The 22,443-nt window shown below is 71.7% G+C and carries 22 protein-coding genes and 3 pseudogenes; 9 read left to right on the top strand and 16 right to left on the bottom strand.

Going from position 1 to position 22,443, the window contains the following annotated elements; all coding sequences use genetic code 11:
* Positions 1-94: 94 nt before the first annotated feature.
* Complete coding sequence (locus O3Q52_RS13655; protein ID WP_269649038.1) at positions 95-961, bottom strand: alpha/beta hydrolase; 867 nt, start codon at positions 959-961, stop codon at positions 95-97.
* Positions 962-1,234: 273 nt separating this feature from the next.
* On the opposite strand from O3Q52_RS13655, the gene O3Q52_RS13650 reads away from it, so the two are divergent.
* Positions 1,235-1,843, top strand: coding sequence for a TetR/AcrR family transcriptional regulator (locus tag O3Q52_RS13650; RefSeq protein ID WP_269649037.1), 609 nt, complete (start codon positions 1,235-1,237; stop codon positions 1,841-1,843).
* Between the two features lie 156 nt (positions 1,844-1,999).
* Here O3Q52_RS13650 and kynU read toward each other — a convergent pair whose 3' ends face one another.
* From kynU to O3Q52_RS13605, 9 genes are all read right to left on the bottom strand, one after another.
* Entirely contained in the window at positions 2,000-3,196 is a 1,197-nt protein-coding gene (gene kynU, locus O3Q52_RS13645; protein ID WP_269649036.1) for a kynureninase, read from the bottom strand.
* Complete coding sequence (locus O3Q52_RS13640) at positions 3,189-4,052, bottom strand: tryptophan 2,3-dioxygenase family protein (RefSeq protein ID WP_269649035.1); 864 nt, start codon at positions 4,050-4,052, stop codon at positions 3,189-3,191. Before O3Q52_RS13640 ends, kynU begins: the two co-directional genes overlap by 8 nt.
* 178 nt (positions 4,053-4,230) lie before the next feature.
* Positions 4,231-4,644: a DUF3151 domain-containing protein gene (locus O3Q52_RS13635; RefSeq protein WP_055618172.1), complete on the bottom strand. Its 414-nt coding sequence runs from the start codon at positions 4,642-4,644 to the stop codon at positions 4,231-4,233.
* A 91-nt stretch (positions 4,645-4,735) separates the two neighbouring features.
* Complete coding sequence (locus O3Q52_RS13630) at positions 4,736-6,229, bottom strand: MFS transporter (protein WP_269649034.1); 1,494 nt, start codon at positions 6,227-6,229, stop codon at positions 4,736-4,738.
* Positions 6,230-6,317: 88 nt separating this feature from the next.
* Positions 6,318-7,340, bottom strand: coding sequence for a class II fructose-bisphosphate aldolase (gene fbaA / locus O3Q52_RS13625; protein WP_055618173.1), 1,023 nt, complete (start codon positions 7,338-7,340; stop codon positions 6,318-6,320).
* 196 nt (positions 7,341-7,536) lie between these two features.
* Positions 7,537-8,085 carry an orotate phosphoribosyltransferase gene (pyrE, locus tag O3Q52_RS13620; protein ID WP_269649033.1) on the bottom strand — a complete coding sequence of 183 codons (549 nt, stop codon included), beginning with the start codon at positions 8,083-8,085 and terminating at the stop codon, positions 7,537-7,539.
* Between the two features lie 52 nt (positions 8,086-8,137).
* A complete protein-coding gene (locus O3Q52_RS13615; RefSeq protein ID WP_269649032.1) occupies positions 8,138-8,929 on the bottom strand; it encodes an aldose 1-epimerase in 792 nt (263 codons plus the stop codon).
* 209 nt (positions 8,930-9,138) lie between these two features.
* A complete protein-coding gene (locus O3Q52_RS13610) occupies positions 9,139-9,987 on the bottom strand; it encodes an SRPBCC domain-containing protein (RefSeq protein ID WP_269649031.1) in 849 nt (282 codons plus the stop codon).
* Between the two features lie 88 nt (positions 9,988-10,075).
* Complete coding sequence (locus tag O3Q52_RS13605; RefSeq protein ID WP_269649048.1) at positions 10,076-11,617, bottom strand: polyamine aminopropyltransferase; 1,542 nt, start codon at positions 11,615-11,617, stop codon at positions 10,076-10,078.
* Between the two features lie 516 nt (positions 11,618-12,133).
* Between O3Q52_RS13605 and O3Q52_RS13600 the strand changes: the two genes are divergently transcribed.
* Positions 12,134-12,661, top strand: coding sequence for a YbjN domain-containing protein (locus tag O3Q52_RS13600; protein WP_143640163.1), 528 nt, complete (start codon positions 12,134-12,136; stop codon positions 12,659-12,661).
* A 45-nt stretch (positions 12,662-12,706) separates the two neighbouring features.
* On the opposite strand, the gene O3Q52_RS13595 is transcribed toward O3Q52_RS13600, so the two are convergent.
* Together O3Q52_RS13595 and O3Q52_RS13590 are read right to left on the bottom strand one after the other, a co-directional pair.
* A complete protein-coding gene (locus O3Q52_RS13595) occupies positions 12,707-13,810 on the bottom strand; it encodes a hypothetical protein (RefSeq protein WP_269649047.1) in 1,104 nt (367 codons plus the stop codon).
* 247 nt (positions 13,811-14,057) lie between these two features.
* Positions 14,058-14,216, bottom strand: a pseudogene (locus tag O3Q52_RS13590) (aminotransferase); the annotation flags it as partial.
* A 55-nt stretch (positions 14,217-14,271) separates the two neighbouring features.
* Between O3Q52_RS13590 and O3Q52_RS13585 the strand changes: the two are divergent.
* Complete coding sequence (locus O3Q52_RS13585) at positions 14,272-14,826, top strand: Uma2 family endonuclease (RefSeq protein WP_269649030.1); 555 nt, start codon at positions 14,272-14,274, stop codon at positions 14,824-14,826.
* An 82-nt stretch (positions 14,827-14,908) separates the two neighbouring features.
* Here the strand turns inward: O3Q52_RS13585 and O3Q52_RS13580 are convergent, their stop codons facing one another.
* Complete coding sequence (locus O3Q52_RS13580; RefSeq protein WP_269649029.1) at positions 14,909-15,427, bottom strand: ATP-binding protein; 519 nt, start codon at positions 15,425-15,427, stop codon at positions 14,909-14,911.
* 177 nt (positions 15,428-15,604) lie between these two features.
* On the opposite strand from O3Q52_RS13580, the gene O3Q52_RS13575 reads away from it, so the two are divergent.
* The 6 genes and pseudogenes from O3Q52_RS13575 to O3Q52_RS54140 form a co-directional block, all read left to right on the top strand.
* The gene (locus O3Q52_RS13575) at positions 15,605-16,453 is read left to right on the top strand and encodes a helix-turn-helix transcriptional regulator (RefSeq protein WP_269649028.1); all 849 of its coding nucleotides are present in this window, start codon (positions 15,605-15,607) and stop codon (positions 16,451-16,453) included.
* Positions 16,407-16,547: a DUF397 domain-containing protein gene (locus O3Q52_RS13570; protein ID WP_269649027.1), complete on the top strand. Its 141-nt coding sequence runs from the start codon at positions 16,407-16,409 to the stop codon at positions 16,545-16,547. The genes O3Q52_RS13575 and O3Q52_RS13570 overlap by 47 nt, the downstream gene beginning before the upstream one ends.
* Before the next feature lie 426 nt (positions 16,548-16,973).
* Positions 16,974-17,873: a hypothetical protein gene (locus O3Q52_RS13565; protein ID WP_269649026.1), complete on the top strand. Its 900-nt coding sequence runs from the start codon at positions 16,974-16,976 to the stop codon at positions 17,871-17,873.
* 43 nt (positions 17,874-17,916) lie between these two features.
* Positions 17,917-18,408 (top strand): hypothetical protein, encoded by a 492-nt coding sequence (locus O3Q52_RS54145; RefSeq protein WP_332112903.1) that lies wholly within the window; start codon positions 17,917-17,919, stop codon positions 18,406-18,408.
* The gene (locus tag O3Q52_RS13560; protein ID WP_269649024.1) at positions 18,339-18,614 is read left to right on the top strand and encodes a DUF433 domain-containing protein; all 276 of its coding nucleotides are present in this window, start codon (positions 18,339-18,341) and stop codon (positions 18,612-18,614) included. Before O3Q52_RS54145 ends, O3Q52_RS13560 begins: the two co-directional genes overlap by 70 nt.
* Positions 18,604-18,666, top strand: a pseudogene (locus tag O3Q52_RS54140) (toxin-antitoxin system, toxin component, PIN family protein); the annotation flags it as partial. The gene O3Q52_RS13560 and the pseudogene O3Q52_RS54140, both read left to right, overlap by 11 nt.
* Positions 18,667-18,808: 142 nt before the next feature.
* Here the strand turns inward: O3Q52_RS54140 and O3Q52_RS13555 are convergent.
* The 3 genes and pseudogenes from O3Q52_RS13555 to O3Q52_RS13545 all read right to left on the bottom strand — a co-directional run.
* Positions 18,809-18,997 (bottom strand): annotated as a pseudogene (locus O3Q52_RS13555) (aminotransferase); the annotation flags it as partial.
* A gap of 157 nt (positions 18,998-19,154) precedes the next feature.
* Positions 19,155-20,468, bottom strand: a complete 1,314-nt coding sequence (locus O3Q52_RS13550; RefSeq protein ID WP_269649023.1) for an SWIM zinc finger family protein — start codon at positions 20,466-20,468, stop codon at positions 19,155-19,157.
* On the bottom strand, positions 20,465-22,443 hold a 1,979-nt coding region (locus tag O3Q52_RS13545), incomplete at its 5' end, for a DEAD/DEAH box helicase (RefSeq protein WP_269649022.1). The genes O3Q52_RS13545 and O3Q52_RS13550, both read right to left, overlap by 4 nt.

The following is a 22,443-nucleotide window of genomic DNA, read 5'->3' as shown; positions in this document are numbered from 1 at the left end:
GTCGATTCGCTGACTCTCGCTGCCGCGGCCGCGGGAGCGTTGGAGCTGAGCGCCCAGTTCCCCGCGCCCCCGGTGGGGCGGGCTTCGCCCTGCCCTACCAGGCCAGTTGGGCGATCTCCTCCGCCACCACCGCGCACGCGTCCGCCGCCGGGTCGATCAGGGGGAAGTGGCCCACGTCCTCCAGGAGCGTCAGGCCGACCACCTCGCCGGCCTTGGCCGCCGCGTCCGCGTACGCCTCGGCGACCGCCTGCGGTACGACGACGTCCTCGCGGCCCTGGACCAGGGTCGTGGCGATGCCCGTCGGGAGGAGCAGGGCCGGATCGGCGTACGGCTGGCGTTCGCCGAACTTCGCTTCTCCGCCCAGGAGTTGGCGGGACGCGCCGGAGCAGACGTCCAGTTTCTCGGCGACCGTGAAGTCGGCGATCGGGGCGAGTGCGACGACGCCTCGGAGTGGGGCCGGGCGGTCCGTGCGCCACGGTGCGTCGGCCGGGAGCAGGTGGCGGGCGGCGGCCCAGAGGGCCAGCTGGCCGCCCGCCGAGTGCCCGGTGACCACCATGCGGCGCGGGTCGGCCTGTGGCAGGGCCTCGCGTACGAGTGCCGGCATCGCGTCGAGCGCCGCCGCCACGTCGTCGAACGTGTCCGGCCAGCGTCCCGCGACGGGCCCGTCGCCGCCCTGCGCCGGGATGGTGCCGCCACGCCGGTACTCGACGTTGGCCACGGCGAAGCCCCGCCTGGCCAGGAAGTCCGCGAACGGCGTGATGTGCCGGCGGTCGTACGGTGCCCGCCAGGCGCCGCCGTGCAGGACGACGACGAGCGGGGCGCGTTCCTCGCCGCCGCGCGGCGCGTAGAAGTCGACGACCTGGTCGGGGTGGTCCCCGTACGCGGTGGTGGTGTCGGGGTCGACGGGCGGATGCGAGAAGGCCGACTCCTCCTCCGCGGCGTCGCGGGCGTCGTCCGGCATGCTCCAACCTCTCAGCGGTGCGGTGTGTGTTCACCTGCGCGGCCCGCCTGTCAACACGCTCCGGCGGGCGGACCGTTGGCGGGACGGTATCAGGCCGGTGACGTGCCTCAACACGCGGCTGTGACCCTCAGTGAGGGGCAAATGGTTCTATTGTTTCGTTACGCTGGTGGTGGGCGCGCTCCTCCACGCAATGCCCGCGCGTCTCCGCCGAACGCCTCGGCCGTGGCCGCCGTACGTCCATGAAGCCGCCGTACGTCCTTGAAGGAGCCCGTCATGTCCGCTGAGCCCGGCACCGTTCGTCCCGGGGGGCGTACCGCGCGGGTGCGGGCCGCCGTGCTGCGGGCCGCCGGGGACGTGCTCGCCGAGCAGGGGTTCGCGCATCTCGATCTGGCGGATGTCGCGCGGCGGGCGGAGGTGGGGAAGACCACGGTGTACCGGCGGTGGGGGAACGTGACGGGGCTCGTCGCGGATCTGCTGGCCGAGATGGCCGAGGAGTCGTTGCCTCGTACGGAGACGGGGGGTGTGCTCGGTGATCTTCGGGCCAATGCGCGGCTTGTCCGGGGGACGTTGGCCGATCCTCGGCAGGGGGCGTTGTTTCGGGCGGTGATTGCTGCGGCTACGGGGGACGGGCGTACGGCGGAGGCGTTGCGGCGGTTCTATGAGGTGCGGGTTGCCGAGTGGGCGCCTTGTGTTGAGCAGGGGGTTGCTCGGGGGGAGTTGCCGTCGGGGACGGATGCGGGGGAGGTTGTGCGGGCTGTTTCGGCTCCTCTCTACTACGTGTTGCTGACGACGGGGGTCGCTCCTGGTGTGGCGGCGGCCGATCGGGCGGCGGAGGCCGCGGTTGCCGCTGCGCGGGCCGGGGTGTTCGTTGTCGGGGCGTGAACCCGTGCCGGGGGCGACCTCGGTTTTCTTCGCCCCCCCCGCCCCTACCCGTCCCATCCCTGGGGGCTGCCGCCCCCAGACCCCCGCATCGCGCTGAACGCGCTCGTCCTCAAACGCCGGACGGGCTGAAAACAAACGCCAGACCGCCGCCGCTTGCTAGAACATCTCCCCCAAAACCCGCGCCGCCCTCTCCACGTCCCCGAACCCCACGTACAGCGGGGTGAAACCGAAGCGCAGAACGTCCGGTTCGCGGAAGTCGCCTATGACGCCCCTGTCGATCAGGCGGCGCATGACGTTGCCCGCGTCGGCGCAGCGCAGGGCCACCTGGCTGCCGCGTTCCGTGTGGGTGGTGGGAGTCACCGACTCCACCGCGCCCTCAGGGACGTATGACTCGACACATTCCAGGAAGAAGTCCGTCAGGGCGAGGGACTTGGTGCGGACCGCGTCGATCGATACGTCGTCCCAGACCTCCAGCGCCGCCTCCAGGGCGAGCATGGAGAGGATGTCGGGGGTGCCGACGCGGCCGCGGAGGGCGCCGGGTGCCGGGGTGTAGTCCGGGGTCATGCCGAAGGGGTCGGCGTGGGAGTTCCAGCCCGGCAGGGGTGAGTCGAAGCGCGGTTGGAGGGTCTCGCGGACGTAGAGGTACGCGGGTGAACCCGGGCCGCCGTTCAGGTACTTGTAGGTGCAGCCGACCGCCAGGTCCACGCCGTGTTCGTCCAGGCCCACCGGCAGGGCGCCCGCGCTGTGGCACAGGTCCCAGACCGAAATGGCGCCCGCCGCGTGGATCGCCGCCGTGAGGGTCGGCAGGTCGTGCAGGCGGCCCGTGCGGTAGTCGACGTGGTTCAGGAGTACCGCCGCCGTGCGCCCGCTCAGGGCGCCCGGCACCTCGTCCGGGGTCACCGGACGCAGCGTGCAGCCCGTGAGGCGGGCGGCCGACGCCGCGATGTAGCCGTCCGTGGGGAACGTCGTCGCGTCCACCAGGACCTCGTCCCGGCCGTCACGCTTTTCGGCTGCCAGCCGTACCGCGCCCACAACTGCCTTGAAGACGTTGACACTTGTCGAGTCGCCGACGACGATCTGGCCGGGCGCCGCGCCCACCAGCGGAGCGATCCGGTCGCCGATCCGTTCCGGCGCGGTCCACCAGCCGCTCTCGTCCCAGGACCGGATCCGCAGCGAACCCCACTGCCGGCGTACGACGTCCTCGACGCGTCCGGGGACCGAGCGCGGCAGCGCGCCCAGGGAGTTCCCGTCCAGGTACACCGCGTCGTCGAGGACGAACTGGGCTCGCAGTCCGGCCAGTTCGTCCGTCGCGTCCAGCTTCTCGGCCTTCGGCCGCATCTCGGGCTCAGACATGGGACCGCGCCGTCCACAGCTCGGGGAACACGTTCTTCCGGGCCCGCTTCTCCAGCCAGGCCACCCCGGCGGAGCCGCCCGTGCCGGTCTTCGACCCCATGGCGCGCCGCGTGGCCACCAGGTGGTCGTTGCGCCAGCGCCACACGAGCTCGGCGACATCGGTCAACGCCTCGCCCAGCCGGGCGAGTTCGGCGTCCTCGTCGCCCGAGTACAGGTCGGTCCAGACGGTCTCGACCTCGGGCGACGGGTCGTAGCGGAGGGACACGTCACGGTCGACGACCGAGGACGGAATCGCGTGGCCGCGTCGCGCGAGCAGCCTCAACACCTCGTCGTACAGGCTGGGTTCGTGCAGGGCCTTCTCCAGCTCGGCGTGCACGCGGGGCGCTCCCCGGTGCGGCACGAGCATGGACGAGGACTTCTCGCCGAGCAGGAACTCCATGCGGCGGTACATGGCCGACTGGAAGCCGGAACCCTCGCCGAGGGCGCTGCGGTACGAGTTGAACTGGGCCGGGGTGAGCTGGCCGAGGGGCTTCCAGGAGGCGTTCAGCGCCTCCAGCTCCCGTACCGACCGCTTCAGGGCCGCCACCGCGACCGGCACCCGGTCCTCGCGCAGCGCCTTCGCCGCGGTCTCCCACTCGTGGACGATGACGGTGAACCACAGCTCCATGACCTGGGTGGTCACCAGGAAGACCATCTCTCCGGGATCGTCGGAGAGGGTGTGCTGGAGGTGGGTGAGGACGTCCGCCTGGACGTAGTCCTCGTACGGGGTCGTGCCCTGGCTGCTCCAATTTAGTTTTGGGGCGAGATGCGGGGTCTCGGGCTCCGAAGCCTCTTGGGGCTGAGCCTGGTGGGACATCGCTGTCTCCTGTTGTGTACTCCGGGTAGCGGTCCGCCCCTGCCGAATTCGACACGGTGGCCCCGGTCCCCACGGGCATCCTCCACAATCGTGCCCCGAATCCGCAAGGTCCGCCTGGTCACACCAGGCGGACCTGCACAAACGCGACCGCTCGGGGCCGTTCACCGGCCCTGCGGGCTCAGCCGAGGGTCTGGGCCGCCGCCGGGGAGGAGTCCTTCAGGAACTGCGAGCAGCGCTCGTACTCCTCCTGCTCGCCGATCGCCTGCGCGGCGCGGGCGAGGCCGTGCAGGGCGCGCAGGAAGCCGCGGTTCGGCTCGTGCTCCCAGGGCACCGGGCCGTGGCCCTTCCAGCCGTTGCGCCGCAGGGAGTCCAGACCGCGGTGGTAGCCGGTACGGGCGTACGCGTACGACTCGACGACGCTGCCGCGCTCGTACGCCTCGTCGGCCAGCTGGGCCCAGGCGAGCGAGGAGGTGGGGTACTTGGCGGCGACGTCGGCGGGCGGCGTGTCGTTCGCCAGGAGCTCGCGCGGCTCCGGGTCGTCGGGCAGGTGGGTCGGGGGCGGTCCCCCGAGGAGGTTCTCGTTGATGGCCATGGGTTCCAGTTTGCCTGGCCCTGACGCCCGCGCGCGCACTGCGGGCCCGCTTTACTCGCCCCGCGAACGCGACGCCGGCCACTCCGGTCGGCTACTCCAGCCGCCCGCGCGACTGGTTCGGCTCCAGCGGCGGGGCCGTCACGCTGCCGTGCGTGAGACATTCCGGGCGCAGACAGCCCGGCGGAGGCTTCCGTACGGTCGCGAAGGCGATCACCGCGCCCACGACCAGGATGCCCGCGCACAGGGGCATCGCCCGCCGGAACGCGTCGTTGAAGGCGTCCGCCGACCGGTACGCCTCCTCGCTCATCCCGGCGAGCAGGGGCAGCGCGGCCACGGCGACGAGGCCGGCCGCGCGCGCCGCCGCGTTGTTGATGCCGCTGGCCAGGCCCGCCCGGCCGACGTCCACGGAGGCGAGCACGGTCGCGGTGAGGGGCGCGACCAGCGTCACCATGCCGAGGCCCAGCACCAGGACGGCGGGCAGCACGTCACGCACGTACGAGGCGTCGGTGCCCACCCGCAGCATCAGCAGCATCCCCGTCGCGCACAGCAGCGGGCCCACGGTGAGCGGGATGCGGGGGCCGATGCGCTGGGCGAGTTCGCCGGAGCGCGCCGACAGGAACAGCATCAGGACCGTCGTCGGCAGCAGGGCCGTGCCGGCGCCCAGGGCCGAGTACCCGGCCACGACCTGGAGCTGGAGCGCGGAGAGGAAGAAGAACCCGCCGAAGGCCGCGTACACGCACAGGGTGACGACGTTGACCGCCGTGAACTGGCGGGACGCGAAGATGTCGAGCGGCATCATCGGGTCGGCCCGCCGCCGCTCCACCATCACGAAGGCCACGCCCGCCGCGATCCCCGCGGCCGCCGTCACGGCGACGACGGCCATCGATCCGGCGGACGCCTCGATCAGGGCGTACGTCACCAGGGCCAGCGCCAGCGCGCCGAGGGCCGCCCCGAGCACGTCGAAGCCGCGCCCGTGGACCCGGTCGTCCTTCGACTCCGGTACGTGGCGCAGGGCGATCGGGGCGCAGAGCAGCGCGAGCGGGACGTTGAGGAGGAACACCCAGCGCCAGCCGGGGCCGTCCACCAGCCAGCCGCCCAGGAACGGGCCGACCGCCGCGCCGATACCGCCGAAGCCCGACCACACGCCGACGGCCCTCGCTCGGTCGTCCGGGTGGAACGACGCCTGGATCAGCGCGAGCGAACCGGGCGTGAGCAGCGCGCCGCCGATGCCCTGCAGCGCGCGGGCCGCGACGAGGACACCCGCGCTGGGCGCGAGCCCGCAGAGCAGGGACGCCGCCGCGAACCACACCACGCCGATGACGAACACCTTGCGGCGCCCGAAGCGGTCACCGAGGGCTCCGCCCAGCAGGATCAGGCCCGCGAGGGTCAGCATGTACGCGTTGACGGTCCACTGGAGGCCCGCCAGGTCCGAGTCGAGATCGCGGCCGATCGTGGGCAGCGCGACGTTCACCACGGTCGAGTCCAGCAGCGCCATGCTCGACCCGAGCACGGTGGTCAGCAGGATCCACTTCCCGGCGGGGGACGACATTCTGACGGCCGGGGACTCCTTGGGCGGGGCAGCCATACACCGGAGCATACGGACATACGGCGGGGCCCGGCCCCCCAAAGGGAAACCGGGCCCCGCCGTCACCACTGGAGTACTACACGGGCGCTTACTTGATCTTCGTGCCCGTGGAGCGCAGGTTGGCGCAGGCCTCCGTGACGCGGGCGGCCATCGACGCCTCGGCGAGCTTGCCCCAGGTGCGGGGGTCGTACGTCTTCTTGTTGCCGACCTCGCCGTCGACCTTCAGGACGCCGTCGTAGTTGCGGAACATGTGGTCCGCGACCGGGCGCGTGAACGCGTACTGCGTGTCCGTGTCGAGGTTCATCTTCACGACGCCGTTCTCCAGCGCGGTGGCGATCTCCTCGGCCGTGGAGCCGGAGCCGCCGTGGAAGACGAAGTCGAACGGGGACGGCTTGCCGTACTTGGCGCCGACGCCCTCGTTCAGCTCCTTGAGGAGCTCGGGGCGCAGGACGACGTTGCCCGGCTTGTAGACGCCGTGCACGTTGCCGAAGGACGCGGCCAGCAGGTAGCGGCCCTTCTCGCCGAGGCCCAGGGCCTCCGCCGTACGAATGGCGTCGTCGACCGTCGTGTAGAGGGAGTCGTTGATCTCGTGCGAGACGCCGTCCTCCTCGCCACCGGTCGGGGTGATCTCGACCTCAAGGATGATCTTCGCAGCGACGGCGCGGGCGAGCAGCTCCTGGCCGATGGCCAGGTTGTCGGCCAGCGTCTCCGCCGAGCCGTCCCACATGTGGGACTGGAACAGCGGGTTCTCGCCGCGGGCGACGCGCTCCTCGGAGACCGCGATCAGCGGACGCACGTACCCGTCGAGCTTGTCCTTGGGGCAGTGGTCCGTGTGCAGGGCGACCGTGATGTCGTACTTCTTGGCGACGATGTGCGCGAACTCGGCCAGGGCTACCGAACCGGTCACCATGTCCTTGTTGTGCTGGCCGCCCAGGAACTCCGCACCACCGGTGGAGATCTGGATGATGCCGTCGCTCTCTGCCTCCGCGAAGCCGCGCAGGGCAGCGTGCAGGGTCTGGGACGAGGTCACGTTGATGGCCGGGTAGGCGAACTTGCCTGCCTTCGCCCGGTCGAGCATCTCGTTGTAGACCTCGGGGGTTGCGATCGGCATCTGTCCGCTCCTTGTGTATGTGCGGGTGGCGTTCTGCTGCTTACGGCCCTGACCTAGGGGGTGACGTCATCGTCGGCCCCATCTTTCCAGACTTGCCCGGATGCTCCGGCCTCCCGTGCCCAGCCTGTGGACAACTCCCGGCCCGGGCTCGGACCCGACCTCGGACCGGGGATGGGACCGGGGCTCGGAAGTGGGCTCAGTCCAGGCCCAGTTCGTCCTTCGAGTACGCGAAGAGGTACGGAACGCCCGCGCCCTTCCGGATCTTCTCGCCGGCACCGGTGGCGCGGTCGACGATGGTCGCGACGGCGACGACCTCGGCGCCGGCCTCGCGCACGGCCTCGACGGCGGTGAGCGGGGAGCCGCCGGTGGTGGAGGTGTCCTCGACGACGACCACGCGGCGGCCCGCGATGTCCGGGCCCTCCACGCGCCGCTGCATGCCGTGCTCCTTGGCCGCCTTGCGCACGACGAAGGCGTCGAGGCGGCGGCCTCGCGCGGCGGCGGCGTGCAGCATGGCGCCGGCCACCGGGTCGGCGCCCATGGTGAGGCCGCCGACCGCGTCGAATTCGAGGTCCGCCGTCAGGTCGAGGAGCACCTGGCCGACCAGCGGGGCGGCCTCGCCGTCCAGCGTGACCCGCCGCAGGTCGACGTAGTAGTCCGCCTCCAGGCCCGAGGAGAGGGTCACCTTGCCGTGCACCACGGCCTTGTCCTTGATCTGCTGCAGCAGCTCGCCGCGTACGTCACTCATGCGGGTCAGCTTAGAGGCGCCGCCGGGTCCCTCGCCCTGTCCGGTCGTCCGGTCAGAGGTGCCGCCAGGTCCAGGTGGTGGTGGCTTCGAGGGGATCGATGGGGGTGACCAGGCGGGGCAGGGTGTTGAGCCCGTTGGGCGGCCCGGTCTGCGGCTCCACGCAGACGGCGGCCTCCTGCTCGTCGTACACGACGACCCACTGCTCGCGGCTCGCGACGTTCAGCTCCAGCTGCCCGGGCCAGGTGAGGGTGACGTCGACTCCGTCCGGCATCCCGAAGCAGTCGTCCCAGGGGCCGGGCTTCGGGTCGATACGGCGGCCGGTGGGCAGGTGGTCGTCGCCGCGCTCCTCCTGCCAGGCGGCGGTGAAGTCGACCTTCACGTCCTCGCCGCCGCCGAGGTTGCGGTTGAACCAGGGGTGCCAGCCGATCTGCGCCGGGAAGGAGTCGTCGTACGTCTCCACCGACATGGTCAGCGTCAGGGTGTCCGCGGTCAGGGCGACGACCTGGGTGACACGGCCGGTGTACGGCCACGGCTCGACGAGGTCGTACGTGATGACGGCCTCGTTCTCGCTCCTGCGGGCCGTGTGCCAGGCGGCGTCCCGGGCGGTGCCGTGGATGGCGTGGGGTGGGGAGTTGAGGGGAAGCTGGTGGGGGGTGGCGCCGTTCAGGAAGCGGCCGTCCCTGGTGCGGCCGCACCAGGGGACCATCGGGAAGCAGCCGAACTTCTTGCCCTGGCGGAGCAGTTCGACTCCGTCGACCTTCAGTCCGCCGATTCGTCCGCCGTTGCCGGGCTGGACGGTCACCTCCGCGTCGGCCGCGGTCAGCGTGATGTCTTCGTTACTCACGCAGGAACCCTAGCGCTCCGCTGGGTTGGGGGACTTGGGTCGTGGCTTGGCTGCGGGTTGGTGGGGGCGGGTCGCGCCCACGCGGCGGAGCCGCAAATGTCACAGCCCCGCGCCCCTGAGTGGGTGGGGGTTCGGTGTCGGGTGCGAGTTCGTCTGGGCTGAGCGCGCAGTTCCCCGCGCCCCTCAAAGCGGGCCCGCACCCGAGATGTCTACCGGCGTTTGCGGAGGGCTCTGCCCAGTACTACCGCCGAGGCCAGGAGGAGGGCCGCCGCGGGGGCCGCCCAGCGGAGGGCCGCGCTGGGGCCCGTCGCCTCGGGGGCAGGCACGGGGGCGTACCGACCCCGCGGAGGCGCGTGGTCCACCTCCTCCGCGCTGCGGCCGATCATCGTGCGCCGGGCGTGCGCCGCCTCGGCGGGAGCGTCCGACTCCGGGACCGCGTCGCCCTCGAAACCGCCCTCGAAGTCCTCCTCGGCGAACGGTTCGAGAGAGGGCGACTCCTCGGCGTCAGGGGTCTGCTCGGCGGGCGAGGGCTCCTCGGCCGACGGGGGCTCCGAGGCCGCCGCCTCGGACGCGGGGGCGGACGCCTCGGGCTCGGGGGCTGCTTCCGTCGTCCTCGCCTCACCGCCGGAGGCCGCCGCGGCCAGCCCCTCCGCGAAGCGGCTCAGCAGGCGGGTCGTCGCCGAGGTCACCGCGTCCGCCGGGAGTTCCGTGACGCGGCCGTCGGCCGACGCCGTGCCGGTGAAGGTGACGGTCGAGCCACTCGGGTCGCCCTCGCGCGAGCGCAGCGACAACGTGAGGGCGAGCTTCACCGTGCCGCTGCCGCGGACCTCCGTGGCGTCGGCCTCGACGGCGTACGTGCCGTCGTCCTGCGGGGTGACGGTGAGCGCCCCGCGATACGTGATGGCGTGCCCGCCGACGCGTACCTTCAGACGGCCGGAGACGGGCGGTGTCCCCGCGTCCTGCTGGAGCCCGGGCACGGCCCGGGCCACCCGCGCGGGATCGGCGAGAGCCTCGCGCAGCGACTCGACGGGAACCGGAACGAACACCTCATGCTCCATGTCGGCCGAGCCTACCCAGCACCGCCCGTACCGCACCTCTGTATGAGGGGATTCCCCCGGATCCGCCGGCAGAGCGACTCGGTCGGAGTCAGTCCGCGTACCTCGGATGCACCAGCGTGGACGGCGGGAGGCCGGTGAGCCGGGTGCGTTCCGCCGCCCGCACGCCCGCCCGCAGGGACGGTACGTACGGTGTGCCCGGCGGCGTACGCAGCTGCGGCCGGGCTCGGGACGCGAGGACGAACCCCCAGTCGTGCGGCGCCCGGGACCGGCTCGCCGCCTTCGAGTCGCGCCCGGCCACGGCGTACGGGACTGTCCGCAGGCCGGCCGCCCGTAGCGTCGCGTCGACCGTCCAGAAGGCCCGCGGCCGCGACTCCACGGGCCCCGCGTGCACGGCGAGCCGCCCGCCGCCCGCGAGCACGCCCCGCGCGAGCCCGTAGAACTCCTGCGAGTACAGCTTCGTACTGGACGTGATCCCTGGGTCGGGCAGATCGGAGACCACGACGTCGTACGCGCCCCGCGGGGCCCGGCGCAGCCAGCCGAACGCGTCCGCGGCGACCACCCGCACCCTCGGGTCCCCGTAGACGTGTCCGTTCAACTCGGACAGCGCCCGATCGGTGCGGGCCAATTCCACGAGCCGCGTGTCGAGTTCGACGACGTCGACGCGCCGTACGCCGCTTTGCCGCAGCACCTCGCGCACGGCGAGCCCGTCGCCGCCGCCGAGGACGAGCACGCGCGCGTGCGGGCCGTTCATCGCGGGGTGGACGAGGGCCTCGTGGTAGCGGCGTTCGTCGCTGCCGCTGACCCGCAGGCGGCCGTCGAGGTAGAGGTCGAGCGGACGGCCGTCCGTGCCGCCGGTGAGGACGACCTCCTGCACGCCGGTGTGCATCGCCACGCGTACGTCGTTGCCGTACACCGCGTGCCGCGCGGCCCGCTCGAAGTCGTCCACCAGGACGGCGGCCGAGGCGAGCAGTGCGAGCACGACGAGGTTGGCGACGACCAGCAGCCAGCGGGCGCGCCGGCTCAGGTCCTGCCGGAACAGGCCGAGGACGAGGGCGCCGCCCGCGATCGCGTTGACGGTTCCGGTGACCAGCGTCGCGGTCAACTGGCCCAGCAGGGGCAGCAGAAGGAAGGGGAAGGCGAGCCCGCCGACCAGCGCGCCCACGTAGTCCGCGGCGAACAGGTCCGCGACCGCGCCGCCCGCGTCCTGTCTGCGGATGCGCTGGATCAGCTCCATCAGCAGGGGGACCTCGGCGCCGATGAGCAGTCCGATGGCCAGAGAGAAGGCGACGAGGACGTAACTGGAGCCGCCCTGCCAGGCGCCGCCCCAGTCGCCGGTCCAGGCGAAGACGGCGTACAGGGCCATGGCGCTGCAGCCGCCGACGAGCGCGAGCAGGGCCTCGACGGCGCCGAAACCGGCCGCGGCGCGGCAGCGCAGGCGCTTCGCGACGAGCGAGCCGAGGCCCATCGCGAAGACCATCACGGACAGGACGACGGAGGCCTGGGTGACCGAGTCGCCGATCAAGTACGAGGCGAGGGCGACGAGTTCGAGTTCGTACACGAGTCCGCAGGCCGCGCAGATGAAGACGCCGGCGAGGACGAGGAACCGGCCGGTGGCCGTGCTGACCGGCAGACGCGCCGGGCCCTGGCCGCTCCGGGGCGGCGGGGCCTTGGCCGTGCCCGGCCGGTCCGTGCCGGGCTGGGCGTGGGCCGTGGCCGTGCCGGGCTGGGCGGTGGCGTGCGGCTCGATCACCCAGCGAACGGTACGTCACCGAACAACTGCGTCCTGTCACCCACACGTGTGGAAACTCGGGCTTGAACGCATACTTTGGCCAGGGCGCGTACGGGCCGTGAACGGGGTGGTTCTGTCTTTTCCGGTCGCGTTTTCGGGTGCGGGTGAGTGGGGGCTTGTCGCGCCCACGCGGCGGAGCCGCGAATGTCACAGCCCCGCGCCCCTGAGTGGGTGGGGTCTGCGCGTGATGTATCGGCTGCGGGTCCGTCTGGGCTGAGCGCGCAGCTCCGCGCGCCCCTTACGGGGCTTGTCCCGGGGCTCTGTCCGATTCTCCTGGGGCCAAAGGACTACTGAACGCCGATCACGGCTAGGGTCGAAGTCAGGTAACCACGTGCAATCCTCAGGAGTACCCACCGAATGTCTATCGACCCGTCCTCGATTCCGAACTTCGGGGGCCAGCCCGAGCCGAACCCCGGCGGACCGGCGGGCCCCGTCGTCCCTGATCAGGACCTTGTGAAGCAGCTCCTGGACCAAATGGAGCTGAAGTATGTCGTCGACGACGAGGGTGACCTCGCGGCGCCGTGGGAGCAGTTCCGCACGTATTTCATGTTCCGCGGTGAAGGTGACCAGCAGGTCTTCTCGGTGCGGACGTTCTACGACCGGCCGCACCAGATCGACGAGAAGCCCCAGCTCCTTGAGTCGATCGACGACTGGAACCGGCGCACTCTGTGGCCGAAGGTCTACAGCCACACGCACGACGACGGCACCGTCCGCCTGATCGGCGAGGCGCAGATGCTCATCGGCACGGGCGTCAGCCTGGAGCACTTCGTGTCGTCCACGGTCAGCTGGGTGCGGGCCGCCATCGAGTTCGACAAGTGGCTCGTCGAGCAGCTCGGCCTGGAGCAGGAGATCGACGAGGCCGACAAGCCCGAAGAGGACGAGTAGGACTCACTCTGGCGCGAGCCCCGCGGGCCACGGCCCCGCGGCGGCTCACAGCGGCTTGTGGGCGAGCACGACGAGGTACGCCCCGTACGCGAACGAGAGCCCGGCCAGGGCGCCGACCACCAGGGTCGCGTGCCACGGCCGGGCTCTCGCCGTCCGTACGAGCGCGCAGGCCAGCGGCAGCAGCAGCGGGAACGCGGGCAGCAGGAACCGCGGCTTGCACTCGAAGAAGCCGGCGCCGCCCACCGCGACGAGCAGCAGCGCGCCCGCGTAGACCAGCAGCGGCAGGGGCGCGCGGTCGGCGATCAGCAGCCCGTACAGCAGCAGGCCCGCCGCCACGATCACCATCGACATGGGGAAGACCAGCCGGTCGCCCTGCAGCAGCAGATGCTTGACGAAGCGCAGCGCGCCGAGGCCGAAGTCGAAGCGTGAGCCCCACAGCCGCTGCACCTCGAAGTACCCGCCGAGCAGATCGCCCTTGCGCCGCCCCACCCACAGGAAGAACCCCGCCCACCCGAGGGGTGCGAGCGCCGCGCCCGTCCACAGCCTGTGGGAAACCTTTCCGCGCCGCCTGAAGACCTCGTACGCCGCCGCCGCGAGCACGGCAGCCGCCACCGCGAAGCCGTTCGGCCGGGCCAGCCCCGCGCAGGCCGCGAGGGCTCCCGCCCACACCCAGCGGCCGGTGAGGACGGCGTACAGCGACCAGGCGGCGAAGGCGGTGAGGACCGGTTCCGTGTACGCCATCGAGAGCACGACGGAGTGCGGCAGCAGGCCCCACAGGAGGACCAGGGCGGTGGCGACGGCGCGGTCGTGCAGCCGGGCCCCGATCGCGTAGATCCCGCAGGCGGCGACCGCGGCGGCCGTCCATGAGATCAGCAGGCCGGCGCCGGGGCCGCTGAGCGGGGTCAGCTCGGTGACGGCCCGCAGCAGTCCGGGGTAGAGCGGGAAGAACGCCAGGTCGCTGTGGACGACGGTGGGGCGGAAGTGCAGGCTGCGCCCGTAGCCGTCCCCGGCGATCCGCAGATACCAGATGGAGTCCCAGGACCGGCCGAGCAGGAGCACCGGGTGCCCGCCGGTCGCCCAGGCGGTCATGGCCACGGCCGCGGCGCCCAGCAGCCGGGCGGCGGCGAACAGCCCGAGGGCGGCACCCATCGCCGCCGCCGGGGACGGACGCGGACGGGCACGGCCCTCGGTGGCGGACTCTGTGACGGCGGGGGGCGGGGGTGCGGGTGCGGGTGCGCGGGTACTTACTTGGGTCACACCCGAAGATTGCTGGCAATTCCTACGATTTACCAGCAACGCGCGGCTGGGCTAGTACGAATTCCCCCGCTTCTCCGCTTTCCCTACTTCTCCGCCGTTCCGGCGAGCCGCCGTGAAAGCCCTGGGAACCCTCCATGACAGCGCCGAGCAGATCCCGCTCGGCCAGCATGTCCGCGCGGAACGCCTCGAAGTACGTGCCGGGCAGCGCCGGCGCCTCGGCGACCGCGTACCGGAACGGCCCCGACACCACGTATGTCAGGAACTCCTTGGCCGAGCGCACCGCCGCCACCAGATCGGGAAGGGGCCGCGGCATTGTCCGTCGTACCCTGACCACACCCGGGAAGGAGCCGTCCATGAGCGTCGACGCGATCGTGCACACCGAGTTCCCCAAGGGGTACACGGTCCTGTTCGGGACCGACGGAAAGGTGCTCATGACTCCGCGGAGCGAAGAGCACTCCAGCACCATCAGGTCGATGCAGATCGACTCCGCTCTCGCCCTCGGCCGTCACTCGAAGGTCACCTCCGACGTCTACATCGACTTCCCCGCCGACGAGAACTCCGCCCCCGATCTGGCGATCCTTCGCGAGGATGCCCGCCGGGAGGGCAAGCGCTACAGCTTCGAAGACGTCCTGCTGATCTCCGAGGTCGTCTCGACCTCCTCCGCACGCAAGGACTACGACGACTGCACCGCGAAGTACGGCCGCTACGGCATCCCCGTCTACCTGGTCGTGGACCCCTACGCCCAGGAAGTCGTCCTCCACACCCAGCCGACCGCCACCGGTTACATCGCGGCACACACGCACAAGTACGGCACGGGCAAGCTCCCCATCCCCCTGGCCGACGGCCGCACCTTCACCCTCGACCTCGACGAGCTCCCGCGCCCGGAGCCCGAGGCGGACGTCCGTTGACGAAGAGCTCCCGGTGCGGCCGTGCCCGCGGACGTGGCGGTGCCTGGTCGGCAGTGGGCCGTGATCTCGCAAATCCCGGTACCTAGAGGATAGTTGATGCCTCGATGGGCACCTCCGCCCATACGGTCTTGCCCACGAGTCGACGAGGCTCGGACCCCCAGCGCACGGCCAGGACGTCCACCAGGAGCAGCCCTCGGCCCGACTCGCCCTCGGGGTACGACGAGGGCGGGGCCGTGGGCGGCCGCTTCGCGGAAGCGGCGTCCGCGACCTCGATACGCACCAGGCCCGCAGCCGCGTCGAGGACGAGCCGGAGGCCGAAGTCGCGTCCGGGGACCCTGCCGTGCTGCACGGCGTTCGCGGCGAGTTCGCCGACGACGAGGGCGACCGTGCACGACGCGTCCGACCCGGGCGGGTGGCCCCACTCCTCCATACGCCGGACGGCGAGACGCCGCGCGAGCCGCACACCTCGGGGCGAGGAGACGAACTGCTCGGCGAATGCGGGGAGTTCGCGCGCCATGTCGGCGAGCGCGACGGTTTCCGCCGCAAAGGGCGCGGCACTCCGCCGTGGCTCGTCTCCCGGGGTGGTCGTTCCTGTCAGCACGGCTGTCCGTCCTTGTCTGTCGAGCTGGGCGACATCCCGTGACGTACACGTTTCGTCACGTTCCGTGCTCAAGAGTCGTCCGATCGCCCTACGCTCGACAGGTGACACAGCCTTACTTTTCAGGCCGTAAGGAACGGAAGTGACGCTTTGGCCAACGGAATTGACCACAGTGCGTCGATGGCGGCGCTGTTCGGTTCGCGGGTGCGCAGACTCCGTACGGCGGCCGGACTGATCCAGGCCGAACTCGGCGACCGGACACACGTCGTGAGCACGCGGATCACGCAGATCGAGCGGGCGTCCGGAGCGAAGCCCACGCTGGAACTGACGCGTGCGCTGGACGCGGCCCTCGGCGCGGACGACCTGCTGGTCGAGTTGTGGCCGTACGTGTACCGGGAGGCGTTTCCGGACTGGTCGCGGAAGTTCATGGACTACTCGGCGCGGGCGGTGCTGAGTGTCGGTCGAACGCTCGGCAGCGAGGAGCAGTTGGAAGAGCGGGTCGCCTTCCGCGTGGGACGACAGGAGCGTCTCGGTACGCCCGATCGTCCCGAGCTGTGGGTGGTCCTCGATGAGGCGGTGCTCAGGCGTCCCGTCGGTGGCCAGGCGGTGATGCGTGAGCAGTTTGCGCGACTGCTCAGGACCACAGTGGAACCTCACATCACCGTGCAGGTACTGCCGTTCGACCAGGGAGAGCACGACGTCATGGGCGGCTCGCTCACGGTTCTCACCATGCCGGACGGCTCGGAGATCGCCTACACGGAAGGCGCGCACTACGGCCAACTCATCGAGGATCCGGACGAAGTCAGGAGATTCGCGCTGACTTACGATCGGCTGCGGGCGGCAGCTCTGCCCCCGTTCATGTCGCTCGACATGATCCGATCCGTGATGGAGGACAACCACCGTGGAGCGAAGGTCCCGTCCCGATCTGAACGGCGCCGCGTGGCGCAAGAGCAGCTACAGCAATCAGGAAGGCGGCAACTGCGTGGAGGTGGCCGACCGGTTCCGAGGGACCGTCGTCCCCGTCCGTGACAGCAAGGTCCCGCACGGTCCGGCGTTGTGCTTCGAAACCGCCGCCTGGGCCGCCTTCATAGGCGAGTTGAAGGCCGGGCACCGCCGTCCCTGAGGGATGCTGTTGACGAACTTCCGCGCGGCGAGAGCCGATTGTGCGCTCAGTCCCAGCGACACGCCATACGCGCGGCGTGTCGCTGGGACTCTCGCACCATTTGTCGGCCGCCCACCGGATTCGCCACAGCATCCACCGTCCCTGAGGCGGCCGGGCCCCGGCCGCCGCCCGTGTTCCGGGCTCACCGGGCCCTTGTCCGCGAGGGTCCGGCGGGCCACTGACCTCCCCAAAGAACCGAGGGAAAGAACTACCCACCCGCCCACCCTCCCTGGCTGGGAAGCCCGCGTCACCCGTCCGAGTGACCGGCTTGCAGGGGCGGGATACGGACGGTTACGTTCGCCGCGACAACCGCAAACAGATACGGCCCCCGGCCGGGACTGCAATCCCGAACGAGGGCCTGACCAACCAGGAAGTAGCACCTTCCCGATGGCTGACCCGCAGTCTAACGCGCGCCTGCGCGCCGACGCCGGAGCTCCCACCTCCGGCGTGATCCACGTACGCACCCGCCTCACGGCCGACTTCACCGTGGTCTCCAACGCCCTCGCACAACGGCGCGGCAGCGCGGTCACGATCGGCGTCGCGGTGTACATCCTCTCCCTGCCCACCGGCACCCCCGTGACCATCGCCGCCCTGTGTGAGCACTTCACCGAGGGCGAGATCCTCATCTCGCGGGCGCTCAGGGAGCTGGAAGCGGCCGGATACCTGGAGCGCCGCCGCGAGCGAACGCCGACCGGGCAGGTCCGTACCCGAACGTACTTCTACGACGTCCCCGGCGGCGATCCGGACCTGGATCCGAACCCGGACCCGGGCGGCCCTCCCGAGCCGCCCAGGCCCCGCCGCCCCCGAAAGTGGCCCGCCCCCGCGACGGTCACGCTCGCGTCCGCGGCCGTGGAGGAAACGGTGGCCGCGCCCGTACGGGCCGAGGCGGAGACACCGATCCCGCTCGCCGACGCCGACCCGCAGGCCATCGCCGTACTCGCCGGCCTGCGCCGGGTCGACCCCCGTCTTGTCCTGTCCACGCGGGAAGCCGTACGGCTCGCACCGGCCGTCTCCCAATGGCTCGCGGCAGGCCTCCTGCCCACACAGGTCACGGACCACCTCACCGCAGGGCTCCCGGCCGGCCTCCTGATCCGCCCGGCCGGCATCCTCGCCTACCGGCTCAAGGAGACTCCCCTGCCCGCACCGGCCAGAGGCGCAGAACCCGCAGTACGTCCGGCGGTCGTGCCCATGCGCAACTGCGACGGCTGCGACCGGGGCTTCCGTTCGGCGCAACCCGGCCGCTGCCGGGACTGCCGATCCGGGGACCATCTCCGTGCGACCGGCTGAGCCGGTGGCTCGGTGTGCGGTCCACCCGCAGGTGGAAGTGTTGATGTGCGACGATGCGAAACTCAGCACAAAGAGGAGGTGGGGCATGGTCGACAGGTTCCAGGACGGGCTTCTGACGCCCACGGAAACGGCCTCCTACCTTGAGATTCCGCAGTCGACTCTCATTTCTTGGTTGAAGAGCAAGGCCGCCGGAGCCCCCCTGGTCCATCAGGTGGAGCCGGTGCGGAAGGGGCAGCCCTCGGTGCCGTTCATCGCGGTGGCCGAGGCGCACGCCCTTCGTTCTCTGCGTTCCCTGGGGCTCCGCATGAGCGAGATCAGGGAGGCGGCTGCCGCTGTCCGGGACGCCTTCGACACCCCGTACGGACTCGTGTCCAAGCGGATTGCCACGGACGGCGTGGACATCTTCGTCGAGCACGGTTGGGGGGATCTCCGCAGAGCCCGCGACGGCCAGGCCCCATCCAGGAAGTGGTCTCCGACCATCTCCGCTACCTCACCTGGGAGCCGGGCGACGACTTCCCCTCCAGCCTGCGGCTGAGGCAGTACCCGGACTCCGTCCCCGTCGTGATCGATCCGAGGTTCGGCCACGGTCTCCCCGTTGTGGCCGCCAACCGCGTCACGGTCCAGGCCATCACCGACCTGTGGGAGGCCGGCGAGTCCGCCGAGGACATCGCGTACGACTACGACATGACGCCTGAGCAGGTGGACGCGCTCTGCCAGGCAGTGGTGCACCTTGTCGCCTGAGTTCTTCCTCGACCGGAATCTCGGGCGTCGTGTCGCCGAGGGGCTGAGAGCCTGCGGGTGGACGGTCCACCGCATCGGGGACGTCTTCCCCGGTCCGGACCGGCTTGCCGCCGCCTGGGACGAAAACCGAAGCCCAGCCCTTCGCGTCGAAGGCGAGGGCTCAGCTCCCATCCGTGCAGTACCTCTGGAGTTCCCGCGAGCCCCGCGCCGAGCAGATCCCGCTTGGCCCGCATGTCCGCGCGGAACGCCTCGAAGTACGTGTCGGGCAGCGCCAGCGCCTCGGCGACCGCGTACTGGAAGGGCCCCGAGGCCACGTACGTCAGGAACTGCTTCGCCGAGCGGACCGCCGCCACCAGGTCGGGCGCGGCCGTCACCCAGCCGACGCCTCGTTCACACACCCATTCGTATGCGGCGCACCGGGCTCACCGGAGTCCGCCGTCGCCGGTCGGGACGCCGACCGGATCCGGGCATCTCCGCCGCGCAACCGAACGAACCGTGCGGCCGGGGACGGAATCGGTGGATCGCGGGGCACCCCGAGCATCATGTTTCGAGGAGCGCGGTCAGGACGACGGCGGGATCGGCGTCAGGCGGTCCCGCCGGCCACCAGGTGCCCTGGTCCTTGGTGTACGGGTACCACAGTCCGTCCCGGCCCAGGCGTAGTTGGGCGTCGCCGCCCTCGACGGTCCAGCGGTTGCGCCAGGAGCGGAGCCGGGGTGGTCTGCCGTCGGCCCAGTCCGCTCGCAGCGCCTCGCGGTCGCGCTCCAGGCGGGAGGCGGGCGGGTTCCAGGGGCTTTCCAGGGTTTCCAGGGATGCCACGCCGCCGTGCCGCCACGCGCGGGTGGCGGCTGCGAGTTCGCCGGGAGTGCGGCCGCAGTTCGAAGCGATCCTGGCGAAGACGTCCAGGGCGGGGTGAGTGGCGGTGAGGCGGACGGCGTCCTGCCATTCGGTGAGCGGGGCGGGTGGGGCGGTGTCGGCGTGCCGTGCGCCGAGGGCCGCGGCGAGCAGGTGGTGGGCACGCGTCGCGGCGTCGGCGGCGAGCAGTTCGAGCGCGGCCGGGTCCAGACCGGGCTCCGGGACGGCCGAGTCCACCAGCGCGGGGCCGCGGCCGGACCGTTCGGGCAGCGGCGGCGAGTTGGGCAGGGGCGGCAGCGCTGTGCGGGAGACGAAGGCGGGCCCGGCGGGATCGCCGGGCCTGGCCGGGGGTGCCGCCGGGTCCGTGCCTGCGGTTGCCGCGTACGCTGCGGCTTCGGCGGCGCCGCGGGCGGTGTTGCGGCGGCCGAGCTCGTCCATCAGCTCCCGCTCGCCGCGGCCCCGCAGGAGCAGCAGCACGAAGGGGTCGCTGTCCAGGAGCCGGGCGACCTGGTAGCAGAGGGCGGCGGCGTGTTTGCAGGGGTAGCCCCAGTCGGGGCAGCTGCACGCGGGGTCGAGGTCCCGGGGGCCGGGCAGCAGCGGGACGCCGGCGGCTGCGGCGTCGTCGGCGAGCCCGGCGGGCATCTCGCCGTCCAGCAGTGCGGCGATGTTGGCGGCCCGCTCGGCGATCATGTCGAGCAGCTGGTCCCACTGCTGGTCGGTCAGCTGCTCGACCGTGACCTTGGAGCGGTACGGGGTGCGGCGGCTGCCCTGTACCGGGGCGGCTGCCGAGCCGGGAGAGACGGTGACCTGGCCGACCGCGCCGCCGCGCGCGTAGGTCCGGCCACGTTGCAGGCGGCCGGAGTCCAGGGAGGACTCCTCCAGGGCCCGCAGCCATTCGCGGCCCCACCAGGATTCGGCGAAGGGTGCGCGACTGCCCTTGGCAGGAGGGAGTGCCTCGAAGACGCGGGCGGCCGACTTGCCTGGTCGGCTGCGCCCGGTCATCGTCCCGTCCTTCGCAGTGTGACCAGCTCGGCCAGTTCGCCGTCGCTCAGTTCGCTGAACGCCGCCTCGCCCGAGCCCAGCACCGAGTCGGCCAGTTCCCTCTTCTGACGGAGCATCTCGGCGACCCGGTCCTCCACGGTGCCCTCGGCGATCAGCTTGTGCACCTGGACCGGCTGGGTCTGTCCGATCCGGTAGGCGCGGTCGGTGGCCTGGTCCTCCACGGCCGGGTTCCACCAGCGGTCGTAGTGGACGACGTGTCCTGCCCGGGTCAGGTTCAGACCGGTCCCGGCGGCCTTCAGGGACAGCAGGAACACCTTCTTCTCCCCGCTCTGGAAGGCGTCGACCATCTCCTCCCGCCGTTTGACCGTGGTGCCTCCGTGCAGGAACAGGGTGTCCACGCCCCGGTCGGCGAGGTGGCGCTCGATCAGGGTGCCCATGGCCACGTACTGGGTGAAGACCAGGGCCGATCCGTCCTCGGCCAGGACGGTGTCCAGGAGTTCGTCCAGGAGTTCCAGTTTCCCCGAGCGGCCGGGGAGCTTCGCGCCCGCGGGTTCCTTCAGGAACTGCGCGGGGTGGTTGCAGACCTGCTTCAGGCCGGTGAGCAGCTTCATCACCAGGCCGCGCCTGGCGATGCCCTGCCTCTCCTCGATCTCGGCCATGAGTTCGCGTACCAGCGCCTCGTACAGCGAGACCTGTTCCTTCGTCAGCGACACCGGCTGGTCGGTCTCGGTCTTGGGCGGTAGTTCGGGAGCGATGCCGGGATCGGACTTGCGCCGGCGCAGCAGGAAGGGGCGGATCAGCGCGGACAGCCGCAGGGCGGCCTGTTCGTCGCGGTCGCCCTCGACAGCCGTGGCGTAGCGGTCACGGAAGGAGGTGAGCGTGCCGAGCAGGCCGGGGGTGGTCCAGTCGAGCAGCGACCACAGTTCGGACAGGTTGTTCTCGACCGGGGTGCCGGTCAGTGCGACCCGCCCCCGCGAGGGGATCCGGCGGAGCGCCTGGGCGGTGAGCGCGTGCGGGTTCTTGACGTGCTGGGCCTCGTCGGCGACGAGCAGTCCCCAGGGCTGCTCCCCGAGTCGTTCGGCGTCGCGCCGCATGGTGCCGTAGGTGGTCAGGACGAAGCCGCCCCCGCCTCCGCCGCCGAGGCCGGACAGGTCGCGGCCGGGGCCGTGGAAGCGGCGCACCGGGGTGGCCGGTGCGAAGCGCTGGATCTCGCGCTCCCAGTTGCCGAGCAGCGAGGCGGGGCAGACCACCAGGGTGGGGCCGGCGGTGGCTTCCCGCTCCTGGCGGCGCAGGTGGAGTGCGATCAGGGTGACGGTCTTGCCCAGGCCCATGTCGTCGGCGAGACAGCCGCCCAGGCCGAGCGAGGTCATCCGGTGCAGCCAGTTCAGGCCGCGCAGCTGGTAGTCGCGCAGGGTCGCGGCAAGGGCTTCCGGCGGCCCCTGGGGCTCGCGCGCGGCGCGCGCCTCGGGGTCGGTGATCCGGGAGCGCAGTTCCTCCAGTACGCCGCCGGCGGTGACCGCCACCTGTTCGCCGTCCACCTCGACGCTGCCGGTCAGCGCGGCGCCCAGAGCGTCGATCGTGGTGAACGTCGCCGTCCTGGACCGCGCGGCCCGTCGCAGTCGGCGGACCAGCTCCGGGTCCACGACCACCCACTGGTCGCGCAGTCGCACGATCGGCCGGTGCGCCTGGACCAGCCGTTCCAGCTCCTCCTCGGTGAGTTCGCGGTCCCCGAGGGCGACCCGCCAGCGGAAGTCCACCAGGCCGCCGGAGGACAGGAAGGACTCGGCCGAGGACTGCGTCCCCCGGCGGCGTACGGGTTCCAGGACGCCGGAGGCGGTCAGCTCGCGAACCAGTTCCTTGGGCCAGTGCACGGCGACCCCGGCGGCGGCAAGGCTTTCCGCCGCGTCGCCCAGCAGCGCCTGGGCCTCCTCGTCGGACAGCTCCAGGCCGGCCGGGGCGGCGGAGTCCAGCAGCC

The organism is Streptomyces sp. ActVer (assembly GCF_027270795.1).
In the GTDB taxonomy this organism is placed as follows: domain Bacteria; phylum Actinomycetota; class Actinomycetes; order Streptomycetales; family Streptomycetaceae; genus Streptomyces; species Streptomyces umbrinus_A.
This window is presented reverse-complemented; position numbering and strand designations above follow the sequence as displayed.

What these genes read in the sequence shown, in the direction of transcription:
- O3Q52_RS13655 (WP_269649038.1), bottom strand. Translation starts at nt 961, where the DNA reads ATGCCGGACGACGCCCGCGACGCCGCGGAGGAGGAGTCGGCCTTCTCG.
- O3Q52_RS13650 (WP_269649037.1), top strand. Translation starts at nt 1,235, where the DNA reads ATGTCCGCTGAGCCCGGCACCGTTCGTCCCGGGGGGCGTACCGCGCGG.
- kynU (WP_269649036.1), bottom strand. Translation starts at nt 3,196, where the DNA reads ATGTCTGAGCCCGAGATGCGGCCGAAGGCCGAGAAGCTGGACGCGACG.
- O3Q52_RS13640 (WP_269649035.1), bottom strand. Translation starts at nt 4,052, where the DNA reads ATGTCCCACCAGGCTCAGCCCCAAGAGGCTTCGGAGCCCGAGACCCCG.
- O3Q52_RS13635 (WP_055618172.1), bottom strand. Translation starts at nt 4,644, where the DNA reads ATGGCCATCAACGAGAACCTCCTCGGGGGACCGCCCCCGACCCACCTG.
- O3Q52_RS13630 (WP_269649034.1), bottom strand. Translation starts at nt 6,229, where the DNA reads ATGGCTGCCCCGCCCAAGGAGTCCCCGGCCGTCAGAATGTCGTCCCCC.
- fbaA (WP_055618173.1), bottom strand. Translation starts at nt 7,340, where the DNA reads ATGCCGATCGCAACCCCCGAGGTCTACAACGAGATGCTCGACCGGGCG.
- pyrE (WP_269649033.1), bottom strand. Translation starts at nt 8,085, where the DNA reads ATGAGTGACGTACGCGGCGAGCTGCTGCAGCAGATCAAGGACAAGGCC.
- O3Q52_RS13610 (WP_269649031.1), bottom strand. Translation starts at nt 9,987, where the DNA reads ATGGAGCATGAGGTGTTCGTTCCGGTTCCCGTCGAGTCGCTGCGCGAG.
- O3Q52_RS13600 (WP_143640163.1), top strand. Translation starts at nt 12,134, where the DNA reads ATGTCTATCGACCCGTCCTCGATTCCGAACTTCGGGGGCCAGCCCGAG.
- O3Q52_RS13595 (WP_269649047.1), bottom strand. Translation starts at nt 13,810, where the DNA reads ATGGGTGCCGCCCTCGGGCTGTTCGCCGCCGCCCGGCTGCTGGGCGCC.
- O3Q52_RS13585 (WP_269649030.1), top strand. Translation starts at nt 14,272, where the DNA reads ATGAGCGTCGACGCGATCGTGCACACCGAGTTCCCCAAGGGGTACACG.
- O3Q52_RS13575 (WP_269649028.1), top strand. Translation starts at nt 15,605, where the DNA reads ATGGCGGCGCTGTTCGGTTCGCGGGTGCGCAGACTCCGTACGGCGGCC.
- O3Q52_RS13565 (WP_269649026.1), top strand. Translation starts at nt 16,974, where the DNA reads ATGGCTGACCCGCAGTCTAACGCGCGCCTGCGCGCCGACGCCGGAGCT.
- O3Q52_RS54145 (WP_332112903.1), top strand. Translation starts at nt 17,917, where the DNA reads ATGTGCGACGATGCGAAACTCAGCACAAAGAGGAGGTGGGGCATGGTC.
- O3Q52_RS13550 (WP_269649023.1), bottom strand. Translation starts at nt 20,468, where the DNA reads ATGACCGGGCGCAGCCGACCAGGCAAGTCGGCCGCCCGCGTCTTCGAG.